This window comes from Actinoplanes sp. CA-131856 (genome assembly GCF_050956135.1).
Lineage (GTDB): Bacteria > Actinomycetota > Actinomycetes > Mycobacteriales > Micromonosporaceae > Actinoplanes.
Genome location: NZ_CP191849.1, coordinates 8,222,189 through 8,235,488, shown reverse-complemented (window position 1 = coordinate 8,235,488; position 13,300 = coordinate 8,222,189). Strand labels below are relative to the sequence as shown.

Here is a 13,300-nt window from a genome sequence, read left to right as displayed (position 1 = left end):
GTGATGATAGGGGCCGGAAGGCGGTTAACGAAGCCTCAGTCGCATCGCGGGGTCGGCGGTGCGGCGGAAGCCGAGCGATTCGTAGAGCGGCTCGCCGTCGGCGGAGGCACGCAGGTCGACCCGGTGGACGCCCTGGGCGCGGAACCAGTCGAGCAGGGCGGTCATGCAGGCGCGGGAGTGGCCGCGGCGGCGTTCGCCCGGGTCGGTCACGACGCTGAAGACGTATCCCATCCGGCCCGCGGGGTCGCCGGGGCCGCCGAGCCGCTGCTCGATGGTGCCGACGGCGCAGGCGGCGAGGCCGCCCTCGGCGCGGTCGACCACGAAGGCGGTGAGGGCCGGGTCGGGCTCGGACAGCTGCTTGACCAGGGTCTGGCGGGCCGGCTCGCGCCAGTCGTCGTCCCAGCTCACGCCCCGGTCAAAGCTCTTCAGCATCACCGCGCGGAGCCGGACGAGCTCCGCCGCGTCCCCGGGAACGGCCTGCCGTGCAGTCATGCAGATCATGCTAGGCGATGCTTGTTATTTAAGATTTGAAAGAGATACAGTTCTTGTCATGGCCGAACCGCTGTCCGCCGCCGAGGCGATCGCCTGGCGCACCTTCATCGAGAGCTCGTGGGCGCTGCACACCCACCTCGAGGACGAGTTGCGCGCCGACACCGGCCTCAGCATGAACGATTACCACGTTCTCGTGGTGCTTTCCGAGGCCCCCGAGCACCGGCTGCGCATGGGCGAGCTGGCCGGCCGCCTGGTCTTCTCGCCGAGCCGCATCACGTACCAGATCAGTTCGATGGTCAAGCGCGGCCTGGTCCGCAAGCAGCCCTGTCCCGAGGACGGCCGCGGCCAGGAGGCCGTGCTGACCGACGAGGGCCTGGCCGCCCTCGAGGCCGCCGCCCCCATGCATCTGGTCACCGTCCGCGACAGCTTCATCGACCGCCTCGACCCCGACGAGCTCGACGTCATCACCCGCGTGTTCAGCAAAGTAAGGAAGTCCTGAGATGCCCGCCATCACCGTCGACGATGTCCTCGTCCTGCCCCGGCTTCCCCAGCTCGACCACACCGCGGCCGTCCGCCCGGTCCGCCGCCTGACGACCGCGCCGCAGGGTTACGAGGGTGAGGGTTTCCCGGTCCGGCGCGCGTTCGCCGGCGTACCCCTGGAAGAACTTGACCCTTTCATCCACCTCGACCAGATGGGTGAGGTCGACTACGCGCCGGGCGAGCCCAAGGGCACGCCGTGGCACCCGCACCGCGGCTTCGAGACCGTCACCTACATGATCGACGGCATCATGGACCACCAGGACTCCCTGGGCGGCGGCGGCACGATCACCAACAGCGACACCCAGTGGATGACGGCCGGCCGCGGCATCCTGCACATCGAGGCCCCGCCGGAGCACCTGGTCACGAGCGGCGGCCTGTTCCACGGCCTCCAGCTGTGGGTGAACCTCCCCGGCGCGGCCAAGATGATCGACCCGAAGTACCAGGACATCCGGGGCAAGGAGTCCGCCCTGCTCACCACCCCCGACGGTGGCAGCCTGATCCGCGTCATCGCGGGCGAGATCGCGGGTCACCAGGGTCCGGGCTCCACCTTCACCCCGATCAACCTGGCCCACGTGACGCTCCAGCCGGGCGCCCAGCTCGACCTGCCGTGGCAGCGCACGTACAACGCGCTGGTCTACGTGCTGTCCGGCCGCGGAACGGTCGGCGCCGACAAGCGCCCGATCCAGATGGGCCAGCTGGCCACCCACGGCACCGGCGACGCGATCCGGGTGAACGCCCACGACGAGATGGACCTGTTCATCATGGGCGGGCGCCCGATCGGCGAGCCGGTGGCCATGTACGGCCCGTTCGTCATGAACACCAAGGCCGAACTGAAGCAGGCGTTCGAGGACTACCAGAAGGGCCGCCTGGGCGTCGTCCCGGCGGTCCGGATGCCGCACACTGACTGACGGCACCACGCGGGAGGCACGGCCGGCTCATGCCGATCGGCTGTGCCTCCCGCGTTTCAAGAGCACTGCGCCACTGTCGCCCACAACGAGGCAGCCGGAGGGTTGCCCGCCCGGCCTTCGGTCGCCGGCCGCGGGAGCGTCCTCGGTCTCCTCGATCCGCCATCGAGCGCGCCGTGGGCCGGCGCGTGCATGGTGCCGCGGGCTTTAAGGTCCTCCTTCCTGAATCTCCTAGTAGCGAGCGCAAGATTGATCCGGCACTATTAGTGAGCGGATGGTCGCTAGGAGGAATGATGGTCGAGCGTCGCGATGGCGAGGAGCTCAAGTGGCGGCGCTCGAGTCGCTGCTCTGGCGATGCCTGCATCGAGGTCGCTGACATAAGTCACTGGGTTGTCATCGCCCCGGCGATCATGACGGGTGCGTGGCTTACGCTGCGTACCGTCGTCAAGGAAGTCGGGTTGACGATTCGGTCCAATACTCAGCAGCGTGAGATGACCGCGCGGGCCCGGTTGGCGCAAGAAGGTCAGACTAGACGAAAGCTAATCGAGCAAAACGGGCTTACCGTGCGCAAGTTCTCGGAGCAAGACACTCGTAAATTCCGAGAGATGCTCGACGCCGGGGTATTGCCAGAGGAGTTGGCGAGCGCAATCGCCGAGGCTGGTGGTGTCGTTCTCGAAGGGGGCGTCGCGGTGAGGGACAGCAAGAACCCTGGTGCCCCAGCGTTGACGTTTACGCGAAGCGACTGGCATGCCTTCCTGGACCAAGTGGCGTCAGGGTTCCCCGAGCGGTAGTTCCGATTGGTGCGCGGCCCAAGATGCTATGCCGCTTCGTGAGGGGGCGGAGACGGTCACCCCCCCATGTGCCGCGGGGCGCGCCGGGATATGAGGAGGGCCGGTGCCGGGGAATCCCCGGCACCGGCCCTCGAAAATGAAAGGTCGGTCTACGGCGTTGCTACGGGCGGCAGCTCAGTTGGCGGTGGGCAGGGTGCGGGCGAGGGCGCAGACCGCCAGCAGGCGGCAGAGGACCCAGTCGCTCTCCGACCAGTCGATGACGGCGACCGGCGGGCGCCAGCCGTGGGTGAAGGCGGCGTCGCGGACGCCCTCGGCGTAGGCGGCCAGCAGGACCGCGGTCAGCGGGCGGACGTCGGCCGACAGGCTGTCGCGGATGCCCGCGGCGTGCTGGTCGACGATGGCCATCAGGCCGGGGTTGGCGTCGGCGGCCGGGAGGCCGGAGACGCCCACGGTGTCGTGCAGCTCGGTGAGAGCGGCGTGGGCGGAGCGGAGAGCAGCACGGGCGGCGGCGCCGGAGAACAAACCATTCATGAGAAGAAAGTTAGAGACGCCGAGGTAGCTGACGGTTCTCCGGACGGGTGCAGCTCGGTTGAAGCTGTTCTCCCGGGGAAAGATCCGAACATGGATGACAAGACGGTCGAGGCGCTGGGCAAGCTGAGTGAGGCGCTGGAGACGACCGAGCGCGCCCGCGGGCACCTGTTCACCATGCATCAGCTCACCGGGTCGGCCGACTTCCAGCTCGACGAGGCCGTCTCACTGCTGCGCGAGGCCGGGCACGACGAGCTGGCCGATCGCGTCGAGCGTGAGCTCATCGGCCGCGATGTGATCGAGGGGCGCTGGACTTTCCAGATCGTCGAGGAGTACGACGACGGCTACTACGCCGCCTTCCGCGCCGTCGAGAAGGCGGCGCGGGACGAACTGGCGGGCGGGCAACGCCACGTCTACGAGGCCGGCCTCAAGGAGAAGCGGGGCCGCTGAACAGGCTTTACTCGACCGGCTCGACGGCCGGGCGGCGGCGCTGGGCGTCGTCGGCGAGGATGACGGTGGCCACGACCAGGGCGACGACGACGGCGAACAGCCAGGAGGCGTCGTCGATCAGCTTGGCGGCCAGCGGGGCCTGGAAGGCGGCCAGGAGGAAGCCCAGCCAGGCCAGCTGACGCTGGCGGTCGGTGAGGAATCCGGCAGAACGCATTCGGACAGTCTGGCTCGGAAAGGGCGGATCGCCGTCACCCGTTCGGCCGATTTTGCGTTGGTCCGATCGTGCCCCGAGTGTTGCGTCAAGGTCGCTCAACAACGCTGTTTCTGCTGGTCGCAGCGGTGCTTCTGGCTGGCTGCCAGGAGCCCACGATCGCGAAGCAAGCGCCCGGTCGAGTGGCCGTGGGAGCGCTCCAAGGGCGTACCCAAGCGATTTTGACAGTTGACGACTCGGCCTCCCGGGTCCAGGTGATCATGGCCAGCCTGCCGGGGATGCTCTATCGGGTCACTACCCCGGAGGGCGCCGGTCTGGAGCCGCACGTCCGGGTCGAGGGCATGTCGGTGCGGGCGAGTCTGCGGCCCACCGGGACGGACGGGCCGCATGAGGTGCGCATCGTGCTCAACCGGGACGTCCGGTGGGCCGTCCGGCTGCCCGCCGGGGCCGGTGAGCAGCAGCTCGACCTGGCCCGGGGCCGGATCACCCGGGTCGACCTGGGCGCCTCGGGGCTGATCGAGCTGCGCCTGCCGCAACCGGTCGGCACGGTGCCGGTGACGCTCGGCGGCGGCGTGGGAACGCTCTCGGTCACCACCCCGGCCGGGGTGCCGCTGCGGATCGGGCTCGATCGGGGCGCGGGCTCGGCCACCACGCCGTGGACCGTGGCCGAGGCGTTGCCGGCCGGTACCCATCTCGGTCCGCCGATCTGGCCGGCGGCCCGGCATCGCTACGCGCTGCGGGCCCGGGAAGGGGTCGGGTTCCTGACCGTACGGCGGTCGGCCACCCAGTCCGGAAGACCTCACCCGTGAAAACCGGAACGGCCGCCCGAAGGCGGCCGTCCATGCGATCGGAAGATCAGGCGCCGGGGCGGTCGACCTGGCCGCGCCAGCCGCCGGTCTCCATGCCGCCGCGGTTCTCGATGTACTCCTTGAACCGCTTGAGGTCGCCCTTCACCCGGCGGTCGACGATGCCGAGCTTGTCGCCGGCGTTCTCGACCAGGCCCTGCGGGTCGTAGTCCATCTGAACCGTGACCCGGGTGTGCGTGTCGTCGAGCCGGTGGAAGGTGACCACGCCGGCCTGCTTCTCACCCTCGGTCGACCTCCAGGCCACCCGCTCGTCCGGGAGCTGCTCGGTGATCTCGGCGTCGAACTCGCGCTTGACACCGGCGATCTCGGTCTTCCAGTGCGTGTGGGTCGCGTTGAGCTGACGGATCTCGTTCACGCCCTCCATGAACCGGGGGAACTCCTCGAACTGGGTCCACTGGTTGTAAGCGGCTCGCACCGGCACGTCGACGTCAACGAACTCGGTAACCGTACTCACGGTGTCTCCTCCTCATGATGTTTCCCCGCCTTGCTGACATCAGACGTGCCCGGCTCATGAGGGGCTAAACGCGGGGCGAGCGGAGTTTGCGGATCGTCGTCGCCGGCCTGGCGCAGCCGCTGCCGCAGCACCTCGGCGTTGACCTGCACCCCCAGCAGCAGCGCCGTGTTGGACAGATAGATCCAGACCAGGAACGCCACGATCGCGCCGAGGCTGCCGTACGTGCGGTTGTAGGAACCGAAGTTGGCGACGTACAGCCCGAAACCGAACGACGCCACCGACCAGGCCAGCAGCGCCACCGCGCCGCCCACGGTGAGCCAGCGGAAGCGGGGCGTCTTCACGTTCGGGGCGATCCAGAACATCAGCGACAGCACCACCATCGCGATGACCACCAGCACCGGCCAGCGGCCCACCGACCACACCTGGCGGGTGGTCTCGCCGGCGTGCAGGGCGTTGCCGACCGCGTCGACGACCGGGCCGCTGATGACCAGGCCGGCCCCGATGGCGGCCAGCAGCACCAGGGCCACCGCGGCCAGCGCGATCTGGAGGATCTCCAGCCGCCACCAGACCCGGCCCTCCTGGACCCCGTAGATGCGGTTGGAGGCGCGGGTGAACGTACCCACGTAGCCCGAGGCCGACCAGACGGCCAGCAGCAGGCCGAAGCCGAAGAGCACCTTGGCCGACGACTGCTGCACCAGCAGGGCCTGGATCACCGAGATCAGCCCGTCGTTGTCGACGACCGAGCCGATGCCCAGATCGCGCAGGATGCCGAGGGCGGCCTCGAGCACGGTCGAGCCGTCGGTCACCAGGTTGACCAGGGCGACGATGACGACCAGGGACGGGATCAGCGCCATGAAGGTCTGATAGGTCATCGCGGCCGCGAAGTCGGAGCAGTCGTCCTCGAGGTAGCCGACCAGGCTGCGCCATCCGACCGAGCGCCAGCTCCTCCAGCTGAGCTGACGAAGCTTCAGGGGTACCGGGCCGGGCGTAAGGTCCGCCGCATGCGCCTCGGACTCCCGGTCGAGCGTCGGCTCAGCCACGCTCCGGCTGCTACCCGAAGGCGAAGGGTGACAAACGCCGTGGGAAGGGTACGACGTCTTCGATGGAGACTTCAGATGCGATCATCATCGGCGCCGGCCACAACGGCCTGGTCGCCGCCAACCTGTTGGCCGACGCCGGGTGGTCGGTGGTGGTGCTCGAGGCCGCCCCGCAGCCGGGCGGGGCGGTGCGGTCGGGCTTCGTGACCGCGCCCGGATATCTGAGCGACCTCTTCAGTTCCTTCTATCCCCTCGGGTACGCCTCGCCGGTCCTCCGCGACCTGCGACTCGACCTGGAATGGACGCGTTCGCCGGACGTTCTCACCCACCTGCTGCCCGACGGCCGGGCGGCGACGATAAACACCGATGTCGCGCGGACCATGGAGTCGGTCGAGCGGTTCGCCCCGGGCGACGGCGAGCGCTGGAAGAACGCGTACGACGACTGGCGTGGTGTCTCGGCCCCGATGCTCGACACCATCCTCACGCCGTTCCCGCCCGTGCGCGGTGGTGTCTCCCTGCTGCGGGCCCTGGGCAGCGTGGACGCGCTGCGCCTGGCCCGGCGGCTGGTGCTCTCGGTGCGGGAGCTGGGCTCGGAGCTGTTCAGCGGCGAGGGCGCGACGCTGCTGATGGCCGGCTGTGCCCTGCACACCGACCTGTCGCCGGAGGAGGCCGGCGGCGGTGTCTACGGCTGGCTGCTGGCCATGCTCGGGCAGGAGCACGGCTGGCCGGTGCCGGTCGGCGGCGCCCAGCGGATCACCGACGCCCTGGTCTCGCGGTTGCGATCCAAGTGCGGAGAGATCGTGTACGACACCGCGGCCTCCCGGGTGCTGATCGCGCGCGGCAAAGCCGTCGGGGTCCGGACGGCCGGCGGCCGGAACTTCCGGGCCCGGCGGGCCGTGATCGCCGACGTACCGGCGCCCGCGCTCTACCTCGACCTGGTGGGGGAGCGCTGGCTGCCGTCGCGGATGGTCGAGGATCTCGCGCACTTCCGCTGGGACGGCGCCACGGTCAAGGTCGACTGGGCCGTCCGCACGAAGATGCCCTGGAAGAACCCGGCCGCCGCCGGAGCCGGCACCGTGCACCTGGGCGCCGACCTCGACGGCCTCACCCGATATGCGGCCCGCCTGGCCACCAACCAGGTGCCGGACCACCCGTTCATGCTGCTGGGCCAGATGACCACGGCCGATCCGGGCCGGTCGCCGGAGGGCACGGAGTCCGTCTGGTCGTACACCCACCTGCCCCACCGTGACCACTGGGAGCCGGACGAGATCGCGGCGCACGTCGAGCGGATGGAGGCGACCGTCGAGGAGTACGCGCCGGGCTTCCTGGCCCAGGTCGAGGGTCGCAACGTCTATTCGCCGGCCGACATGCAGCGGGAGAACCCGTCGCTGGTCGGCGGCGCCCTCGGCGGTGGCACGGCGGCCGCGTTCCAGCAGCTGTTCCTGCGGCCCATCCCGGGCATCGGCCGGGCCGACACCCCGGTCGACCGGCTCTTCATGGCCAGCTCGTCGGCCCACCCGGGCGGCGGGGTGCACGGCGCGCCCGGCGCCAACGCGGCGCGGGCCGCCCTGGCCCGTCACCGCGTACCCGGCTACCGCTCAGTGATCAACGCGGCGCATCGCGCTGTGTACGGCTAGAGCGCTCGGCGATGTCGGCCAGCCGGCGCAGGGTCTCGATGTTGCGGCGGTGCAGCAGCAGGTCGTTGAGTTTGTTGCGCGCCGCCCGCAGCGGGCCCCGCTCGAAGTCCTCCTCGATCGTCACCTTCGTGCCGCCGCCGGGGGCCGGCTCGAGCTTGATGTCGACCACCGCCTCGCCCAGCGGCCACAGGCCGGCGTTGAGCTTGAGCCGCTTGTCCGGCTCGACGATCAGCACCTCGGAGGAGTCGTGCAGGGACAGCGGCCACGGTCCGGCCTTATGGTGGAGATGGCTGCCCACGGCCGGCCAGCTCTCGTCGACGTCTCGGATGTGCACGGTGCCGACCACCCAGTCGCTGTAGGTCCACCCGTCGGCGAGGACGGCGAACACACGATCGGGCGGGGCCTGGACGGTACGCTGCACGATAGCCACGGCCAGGACATACCCTGCGAGAACAGTCTGTAACGGATAGGTCAGGTTTACGGATGTTGCCGTAGGGCAAGGTCTCCGGCGAACACCTGCCCGACCGGAGGGACCACGTGCGCATCGCCATGATCTCCGAGCACGCCAGCCCCCTGGGCGACGGCGGCCAGCACACCCACGTCGCCGACCTCTCCACGGCTCTCGCCGAGATCGGTCACGAGGTTCGCGTCTACACCCGTCGCGACTCCCCGGACGTCGCCGACGTGGTCACCACGCCGGGCGGCATCCACGTCGTCCACATCGCCGCCGGGCCCGCCCAGACGGTGCCCCCCGACCTGCTGCTCCCGCACATGGGCGAGTTCGCCCGGCTGCTCGAGCACGAGTGGCGTGCCGGCGACTGGCACCCCGACGTCGCCCACGCCCACTTCTGGACCAGCGGCCTGGCCGCGGTCACCGCCGCCCGCCAGTTCGGCATCCCGGTGGTGCAGTCGTTCCACGAGCTGGGGCTGCCGTCGCTCAGCGGCGGCACCGACCGGCCCTCGCGGACCGGATATGAGCGCGCCCTGGGCCGGGCCGTCGACCGCGTGGTCGCACAGTCCCAGGACGAGGTCAGCGGTCTGGTGCGCATCGGCGTGCCCCGGGCCCGCCTCACCGTCGTGCCGGCCGGCGTCGACAGCATCCGGTTCAGCCCCGACGGCCCCGCCGTCGAGCGCGACCCCGAGCGCCCCCGCATCCTGTCGGTCGGCAAGCTGGTCGAGCGCAAGGGCTTCGGCGACGTCATCCAGGCCATGCGCTACGTGCCCGGCGCCGAGGTGGTCGTCGTGGGCGGCCCGCCGGCCGATCAGCTCAAGGCCGACCCGGGCGCCGCGAAGTTGCGCGCGCTGGCAGACAAATTGCAGGTCGGCGACCGCTTCCGGATCGTCGGCCGGGTGCCGGCCCGGGAGATGCCGGCCTGGTACCGCTCGGCCGACCTGCTGGTGGCGGCGCCCTGGCAGGAGCAGTTCGAGCCGTCCGCCCTGGAGGCCATGGCCTGCGGCGTCCCGGTGATCGGCACGACGGTGGGCGGCCTGACCGAGACAGTGGTCGACGGCCTGACCGGCGACCTGGTGCCGCCGCGCGACCCGCGAGCCCTCGGCGGCGCTCTGCGGCGCCTGGTCAACGACAAGGTCAGGCGCTTCGCGTACGGCACGGCGGCCCTCGACCGCGCCCGCCAGGCCTATTCCTGGAAGCGCGTCGCCGCCCAGATCGGCTCGGTCTACTCGGCCGTCACCGGCCTGCGCCGCGGCAGCAACACGGAGGCGATGGTTTAGTCCTGGTGGAAGCCCGCATCCACCAACTGGTGGATGCGGGCTTTCGCTTGCCGGTCGATTCGGGACACCCGGTGTCGCTGTGACGCTCTATGCATGACAGTCATCGAGGTCCAGAACCTGCGAAAGGCGTACGGGGACACCGTCGCGGTGCGGGACGTCTCGTTCGAGGTCGAGCGGGGCGAGATCTTCGGCATTCTCGGCCCCAACGGCGCTGGCAAGACCACCACTGTCGAGTGTGTCAGCGGACTGCGCAAGGTCGACGGCGGCGCGATCAGTGTGCTCGGCCGGTCGCCGGCCGACACCGCGCTGCGCCGGCTGGTCGGTGTGCAGCTCCAGGAGAGCCAGCTGCCCGACAAGCTCAGCGGGCGTGAGGCGCTCGACCTGTTCAGCTCCTTCTATCCCGATCCGGCCGACTGGCGGGCGCTCGCCCGCGATCTCGACGTGCCGCTGTCCACCCGCTACGCCAAGATGTCGGGCGGGCAGAAGCAGCGGCTGTCGATCGCGCTCGCCCTCATCGGCAATCCCGAGATCGCCATTCTCGACGAGCTCACCACCGGGCTCGATCCGCAGGCTCGCCGCCACACGTGGGGTCTCATCGAGGCCGTCCGTGATCGGGGGGTGACGATCCTGCTGGTCACGCACTTCATGGAGGAGGCCGAGCGGCTCTGCGACCGGCTCGCGGTGATCGACCGCGGCACCGTCGTCGCGCTCGACACGCCGGCCGGCCTGATCGCCGGGACCACCACCGAGCAGCGGATCCGCTTCCGGCCGTCGGCGCCGGTGGACGCCGCCCTGCTCGAGGCCCGCCCGGAGGTGCGCGAGGTGCTGCGGCACGGGTCGCAGCTCGAGGTCGTCGGCACCGGCAACCTGCTGCACGCGGTCACCTCGGTGCTCGCCGTCAACGACATCATCGCCAACGACCTGCGTATCGAGCAGGCCAGCCTGGACGACGCGTTCGTCCGGCTGACCGGCCGGTCCGACTCGGGGGAGTGACCACCATGCGCGTCTTCGCCAAGCTGACCCTGACCGAGCTGCGGCTGTACCTGCGGGATCCGATGTCCGCGTTCTTCGTCATCATCTTCCCGACGCTGCTCGTGGTGATCCTCGGCTGCATCCCGGCGTTCCGGGAGCCGCAGGAGAGCCTGAACGGCGGCCGGGTCATCGACCTGTACGTCGGCATCGCCGTGCTGCTGTCCATCACCATGCTGGCCGTCCAGGTCACCCCGTCGGTGCTGGCGGCGTACCGGGAACGCGGCGTGCTGCGCCGGTTCGCCACCACGCCGGTCTCGCCCCTGAAGCTGCTCGGCGCGCAGCTGGCCATGAACCTGATCTGCGCCGTCGCCGCGACCGCGCTGGTGCTCGCGGTCGGGCGGATCGCCTTCGACGTGCCGCTGGCCGCCCAGTTCGGCGGTTTCGTGCTCGCCCTGCTGCTCAGCGCGGCCGCGGTGCTGGCGCTCGGCCTGGTCGTGGCGGCGCTGGTGCCGACCGGCAAGGCCGGCAACTCGGTGGGCACGCTGCTGTTCTTCCCGCTGATGTTCTTCGCCGGCCTGTGGACGCCGCGCGAGGTGATGCCGGAGGCCCTCCGGAAGATCGCCGATCTGACGCCGGTGGGCGCGGCCGAGCGCGCGGTCAACGACACCATGACGGGACATTGGCCGGCCGCGATCTCGGTTACGGTTCTTCTTGGGTACGTCGTGGTGTTCGGGTTCCTCGCGGTCCGCTGGTTCCGCTGGTCCTGAAGGGGTCGATGGTGACGGTCATGGCAGCGGGCAGAAAATCGGACCGGCTGATCACGGTGGTGCCGTACATCGCGCTGGTCTGCACGGTCGGGATGATCGCGCTGGGTGACCTGGCCGGGGTGCCGCACCAGTCCTGGCCGGTCATCGGCGGCGCCCTCGCGGTGACCGTGTGCTGGCTGTTCTGGTGGGTCACGCTGCACCCGGAGTGGGAGCAGCACCGCGGCAAGATGGCCGTCTTCTTCCTCGGCCTGATCGTCCTGATCTTCCTGCTGATTTGGTGCAGCCCGCTGTTCGGGTTCTTCGCCTGGACCGGCTATCTGTTCACGGCGTACGCGCTGCGGGGCACCTGGATGATCGCCGGTGGCGTGCTGGTGGCGATACCCACCGGCCTCTCCCAGGCGGGCGGCTTCTTTGTGCTCGACGAGAAGTCGGCCTGGCCGGTCATCGCCGTCCTGCTGGTGATCAACATCGGCGTCTCCGGTCTGATGATCAAGGTGACGGCCAAGGCCGACGAACGGTCGGCCCGTCAGGTCAAGGTCATCGACGAGCTGGCCGAGGCGAACGCCAAGCTGGCCGCGGCGCTCAAGGAGAACGAGGGCCTGCACGCCCAGCTCATGGTGCAGGCCCGCGAGGCCGGCAAGCTCGACGAGCGGCAGCGCATGGCCGGCGAGATCCACGACGTGCTGGCACAGGGCCTGACCGGCATCGTCACCCAGCTCGAGGCGGCCACCTCGCCCGGCGGCGACCGCGAGCGGCATCTCGTGGCGGCGAAGAAGCTGGCCCGCGACAGCCTCACCGAGGCCCGCCGCTCGGTGCACGCGCTGCGGCCGCGCACGCTCGACGCGGCCGCCCTGCCCGAGGCGATCGGTGAGGTGATGACCAGCTGGTCGCGGCTCAGCGGGGTCGGCGCCGAACTGGTCACCACGGGCACGGCCCGGCCGCTGCTCCCCGAGATCGAGACGACCCTGCTGCGTACGGCCCAGGAGGCCCTGGCCAACGTCGCCCGGCACGCGTCCGCCGAACGGGTGACGCTCACGCTGTCCTACATGGAGGATGTGGTCACCCTGGACGTGCACGACGACGGCGCCGGCTTCGACCCGGCCGCCCCGCGCACCAGCGGCGAGAGGGGCGGCTACGGCCTGGTCGCGATGAAGGAGCGCCTGCGCCGCATCGCCGGCACCCTCGAGGTCGAGTCGGAGCCGGGCGGCGGCACGGCGCTGTCGGCCTGCGTGCCGGCCCTGTTCGCCGGGGCCGCCGCGTGATCGGCCTGCTGATCGTCGACGATCATCCCGTCGTCCGGGACGGCCTGCGGGGCATGTTCGCCGGCGACGACCGCTTCGCCGTGCTGGGCGAGGCCGGAAACGGCCAGGAGGCCCTCGCGGTGGCCGGCTCGGTCGACCCGGACGTGGTCCTGCTCGACCTGCGGATGCCGGTCATGGACGGGGTGAGCACGATCCGCGCGCTCGCCGGGCAGGGCTCGCGTGCGCGTGTGCTGGTGCTGACCACGTACGACACCGACAGCGACGTTCTTCCGGCGATCAAGGCGGGAGCGACGGGCTACCTGCTGAAGGATACGCCGCGGGAGGAGCTCTTCCGGGCGGTCGTGGCGGCGCACCGGGGCGAGTCGGTGCTGTCGCCCGCGGTGGCCGGCCGTCTCATGGGAACGCTGCGCTCGCCGGCCAAGGAACCGCTGAGCCAGCGCGAGGTCGAGGTGCTCAAGCTGATCTCCCAGGGGCATGCGAACCGCGAGGCGGCCAAGCTCCTGCACATCAGCGAGGCGACAGTGAAGACACACCTTTTGCACGCCTACGCGAAGCTTGGAGTGCGCGATCGGGCGGCCGCGGTGGCCGCGGCCTTCGAGCGCGGCCTGCTCTGACGCCATCCCGGCTACTGGGAGAACTTGCCACGACCACGCTGCG

General features: G+C 70.4%; 17 protein-coding genes. 11 read left to right on the top strand and 6 right to left on the bottom strand.

The genetic code is table 11. From position 1 onward, the window contains the following. Nucleotides 1-24: 24 nt before the first annotated feature. Nucleotides 25-492, bottom strand: coding sequence for a GNAT family N-acetyltransferase (locus ACQP2X_RS37775; RefSeq protein WP_498690141.1), 468 nt, complete (start codon nucleotides 490-492; stop codon nucleotides 25-27). A 58-nt stretch (nucleotides 493-550) separates the two neighbouring features. Here ACQP2X_RS37775 and ACQP2X_RS37770 point away from each other — a divergent pair, with 58 nt between their 5' ends. The 3 genes from ACQP2X_RS37770 to ACQP2X_RS37760 all read left to right on the top strand — a co-directional run bounded on the left by ACQP2X_RS37770 (nucleotide 551) and on the right by ACQP2X_RS37760 (nucleotide 2,728). Beyond that, a complete protein-coding gene (locus ACQP2X_RS37770) occupies nucleotides 551-991 on the top strand; it encodes a MarR family winged helix-turn-helix transcriptional regulator (protein WP_498690138.1) in 441 nt (146 codons plus the stop codon). Between the two features lies 1 nt (nucleotide 992). Continuing rightward, nucleotides 993-1,940, top strand: coding sequence for a pirin family protein (locus tag ACQP2X_RS37765; RefSeq protein ID WP_498690136.1), 948 nt, complete (start codon nucleotides 993-995; stop codon nucleotides 1,938-1,940). Nucleotides 1,941-2,230: 290 nt separating this feature from the next. After that, nucleotides 2,231-2,728 (top strand): DUF397 domain-containing protein, encoded by a 498-nt coding sequence (locus ACQP2X_RS37760; protein WP_498690135.1) that lies wholly within the window; start codon nucleotides 2,231-2,233, stop codon nucleotides 2,726-2,728. 174 nt (nucleotides 2,729-2,902) lie between these two features. Here the strand turns inward: ACQP2X_RS37760 and ACQP2X_RS37755 are convergent, their stop codons facing one another. After that, nucleotides 2,903-3,259 (bottom strand): DUF6401 family natural product biosynthesis protein, encoded by a 357-nt coding sequence (locus ACQP2X_RS37755; protein WP_498653951.1) that lies wholly within the window; start codon nucleotides 3,257-3,259, stop codon nucleotides 2,903-2,905. Between the two features lie 90 nt (nucleotides 3,260-3,349). Here ACQP2X_RS37755 and ACQP2X_RS37750 point away from each other — a divergent pair, with 90 nt between their 5' ends. Next, a complete protein-coding gene (locus ACQP2X_RS37750) occupies nucleotides 3,350-3,706 on the top strand; it encodes a hypothetical protein (protein WP_498690133.1) in 357 nt (118 codons plus the stop codon). A 7-nt stretch (nucleotides 3,707-3,713) separates the two neighbouring features. Here the strand turns inward: ACQP2X_RS37750 and ACQP2X_RS37745 are convergent, their stop codons facing one another. Continuing rightward, complete coding sequence (locus tag ACQP2X_RS37745; RefSeq protein ID WP_498690132.1) at nucleotides 3,714-3,920, bottom strand: hypothetical protein; 207 nt, start codon at nucleotides 3,918-3,920, stop codon at nucleotides 3,714-3,716. Between the two features lie 218 nt (nucleotides 3,921-4,138). On the opposite strand from ACQP2X_RS37745, the gene ACQP2X_RS37740 reads away from it, so the two are divergent. Then, entirely contained in the window at nucleotides 4,139-4,726 is a 588-nt protein-coding gene (locus tag ACQP2X_RS37740) for a hypothetical protein (RefSeq protein WP_498690129.1), read from the top strand. Between the two features lie 46 nt (nucleotides 4,727-4,772). Here ACQP2X_RS37740 and ACQP2X_RS37735 read toward each other — a convergent pair whose 3' ends face one another. Together ACQP2X_RS37735 and ACQP2X_RS37730 are read right to left on the bottom strand one after the other, a co-directional pair. Further along, nucleotides 4,773-5,237, bottom strand: a complete 465-nt coding sequence (locus ACQP2X_RS37735; protein ID WP_498690127.1) for an SRPBCC family protein — start codon at nucleotides 5,235-5,237, stop codon at nucleotides 4,773-4,775. Next, nucleotides 5,234-6,277: a YihY/virulence factor BrkB family protein gene (locus tag ACQP2X_RS37730; protein WP_498690124.1), complete on the bottom strand. Its 1,044-nt coding sequence runs from the start codon at nucleotides 6,275-6,277 to the stop codon at nucleotides 5,234-5,236. The genes ACQP2X_RS37735 and ACQP2X_RS37730 overlap by 4 nt, the downstream gene beginning before the upstream one ends. Nucleotides 6,278-6,339: 62 nt before the next feature. On the opposite strand from ACQP2X_RS37730, the gene ACQP2X_RS37725 reads away from it, so the two are divergent. Then, entirely contained in the window at nucleotides 6,340-7,911 is a 1,572-nt protein-coding gene (locus tag ACQP2X_RS37725; protein WP_498690122.1) for a phytoene desaturase family protein, read from the top strand. Here the strand turns inward: ACQP2X_RS37725 and ACQP2X_RS37720 are convergent. After that, on the bottom strand, nucleotides 7,880-8,341 hold the full coding sequence (locus tag ACQP2X_RS37720) for an SRPBCC family protein (protein ID WP_498690120.1): 462 nt from the start codon (nucleotides 8,339-8,341) through the stop codon (nucleotides 7,880-7,882). The genes ACQP2X_RS37725 and ACQP2X_RS37720 overlap by 32 nt on opposite strands. A 107-nt stretch (nucleotides 8,342-8,448) precedes the next feature. On the opposite strand from ACQP2X_RS37720, the gene ACQP2X_RS37715 reads away from it, so the two are divergent. The 5 genes from ACQP2X_RS37715 (at nucleotide 8,449) to ACQP2X_RS37695 (ending at nucleotide 13,257) form a co-directional block, all read left to right on the top strand. Further along, complete coding sequence (locus ACQP2X_RS37715) at nucleotides 8,449-9,642, top strand: glycosyltransferase (protein WP_498690118.1); 1,194 nt, start codon at nucleotides 8,449-8,451, stop codon at nucleotides 9,640-9,642. Nucleotides 9,643-9,735: 93 nt separating this feature from the next. Next, complete coding sequence (locus ACQP2X_RS37710; protein ID WP_498690117.1) at nucleotides 9,736-10,635, top strand: ABC transporter ATP-binding protein; 900 nt, start codon at nucleotides 9,736-9,738, stop codon at nucleotides 10,633-10,635. A gap of 5 nt (nucleotides 10,636-10,640) precedes the next feature. Next, complete coding sequence (locus tag ACQP2X_RS37705; protein ID WP_498690115.1) at nucleotides 10,641-11,381, top strand: ABC transporter permease; 741 nt, start codon at nucleotides 10,641-10,643, stop codon at nucleotides 11,379-11,381. A 20-nt stretch (nucleotides 11,382-11,401) separates the two neighbouring features. After that, nucleotides 11,402-12,643, top strand: a complete 1,242-nt coding sequence (locus ACQP2X_RS37700) for a sensor histidine kinase (RefSeq protein ID WP_498690114.1) — start codon at nucleotides 11,402-11,404, stop codon at nucleotides 12,641-12,643. Continuing rightward, nucleotides 12,640-13,257: a response regulator gene (locus ACQP2X_RS37695; protein ID WP_498690112.1), complete on the top strand. Its 618-nt coding sequence runs from the start codon at nucleotides 12,640-12,642 to the stop codon at nucleotides 13,255-13,257. Before ACQP2X_RS37700 ends, ACQP2X_RS37695 begins: the two co-directional genes overlap by 4 nt. Nucleotides 13,258-13,300 lie beyond the last annotated feature (43 nt).

Excerpts from the sequence above, each read along its gene's own strand:
- ACQP2X_RS37775 (WP_498690141.1), bottom strand. The coding sequence starts at position 492 with ATGACTGCACGGCAGGCCGTTCCCGGGGACGCGGCGGAGCTCGTCCGG.
- ACQP2X_RS37770 (WP_498690138.1), top strand. The coding sequence starts at position 551 with ATGGCCGAACCGCTGTCCGCCGCCGAGGCGATCGCCTGGCGCACCTTC.
- ACQP2X_RS37765 (WP_498690136.1), top strand. The coding sequence starts at position 993 with ATGCCCGCCATCACCGTCGACGATGTCCTCGTCCTGCCCCGGCTTCCC.
- ACQP2X_RS37760 (WP_498690135.1), top strand. The coding sequence starts at position 2,231 with ATGGTCGAGCGTCGCGATGGCGAGGAGCTCAAGTGGCGGCGCTCGAGT.
- ACQP2X_RS37755 (WP_498653951.1), bottom strand. The coding sequence starts at position 3,259 with ATGAATGGTTTGTTCTCCGGCGCCGCCGCCCGTGCTGCTCTCCGCTCC.
- ACQP2X_RS37750 (WP_498690133.1), top strand. The coding sequence starts at position 3,350 with ATGGATGACAAGACGGTCGAGGCGCTGGGCAAGCTGAGTGAGGCGCTG.
- ACQP2X_RS37745 (WP_498690132.1), bottom strand. The coding sequence starts at position 3,920 with ATGCGTTCTGCCGGATTCCTCACCGACCGCCAGCGTCAGCTGGCCTGG.
- ACQP2X_RS37725 (WP_498690122.1), top strand. The coding sequence starts at position 6,340 with ATGGAGACTTCAGATGCGATCATCATCGGCGCCGGCCACAACGGCCTG.
- ACQP2X_RS37710 (WP_498690117.1), top strand. The coding sequence starts at position 9,736 with ATGACAGTCATCGAGGTCCAGAACCTGCGAAAGGCGTACGGGGACACC.
- ACQP2X_RS37705 (WP_498690115.1), top strand. The coding sequence starts at position 10,641 with ATGCGCGTCTTCGCCAAGCTGACCCTGACCGAGCTGCGGCTGTACCTG.
- ACQP2X_RS37700 (WP_498690114.1), top strand. The coding sequence starts at position 11,402 with ATGGCAGCGGGCAGAAAATCGGACCGGCTGATCACGGTGGTGCCGTAC.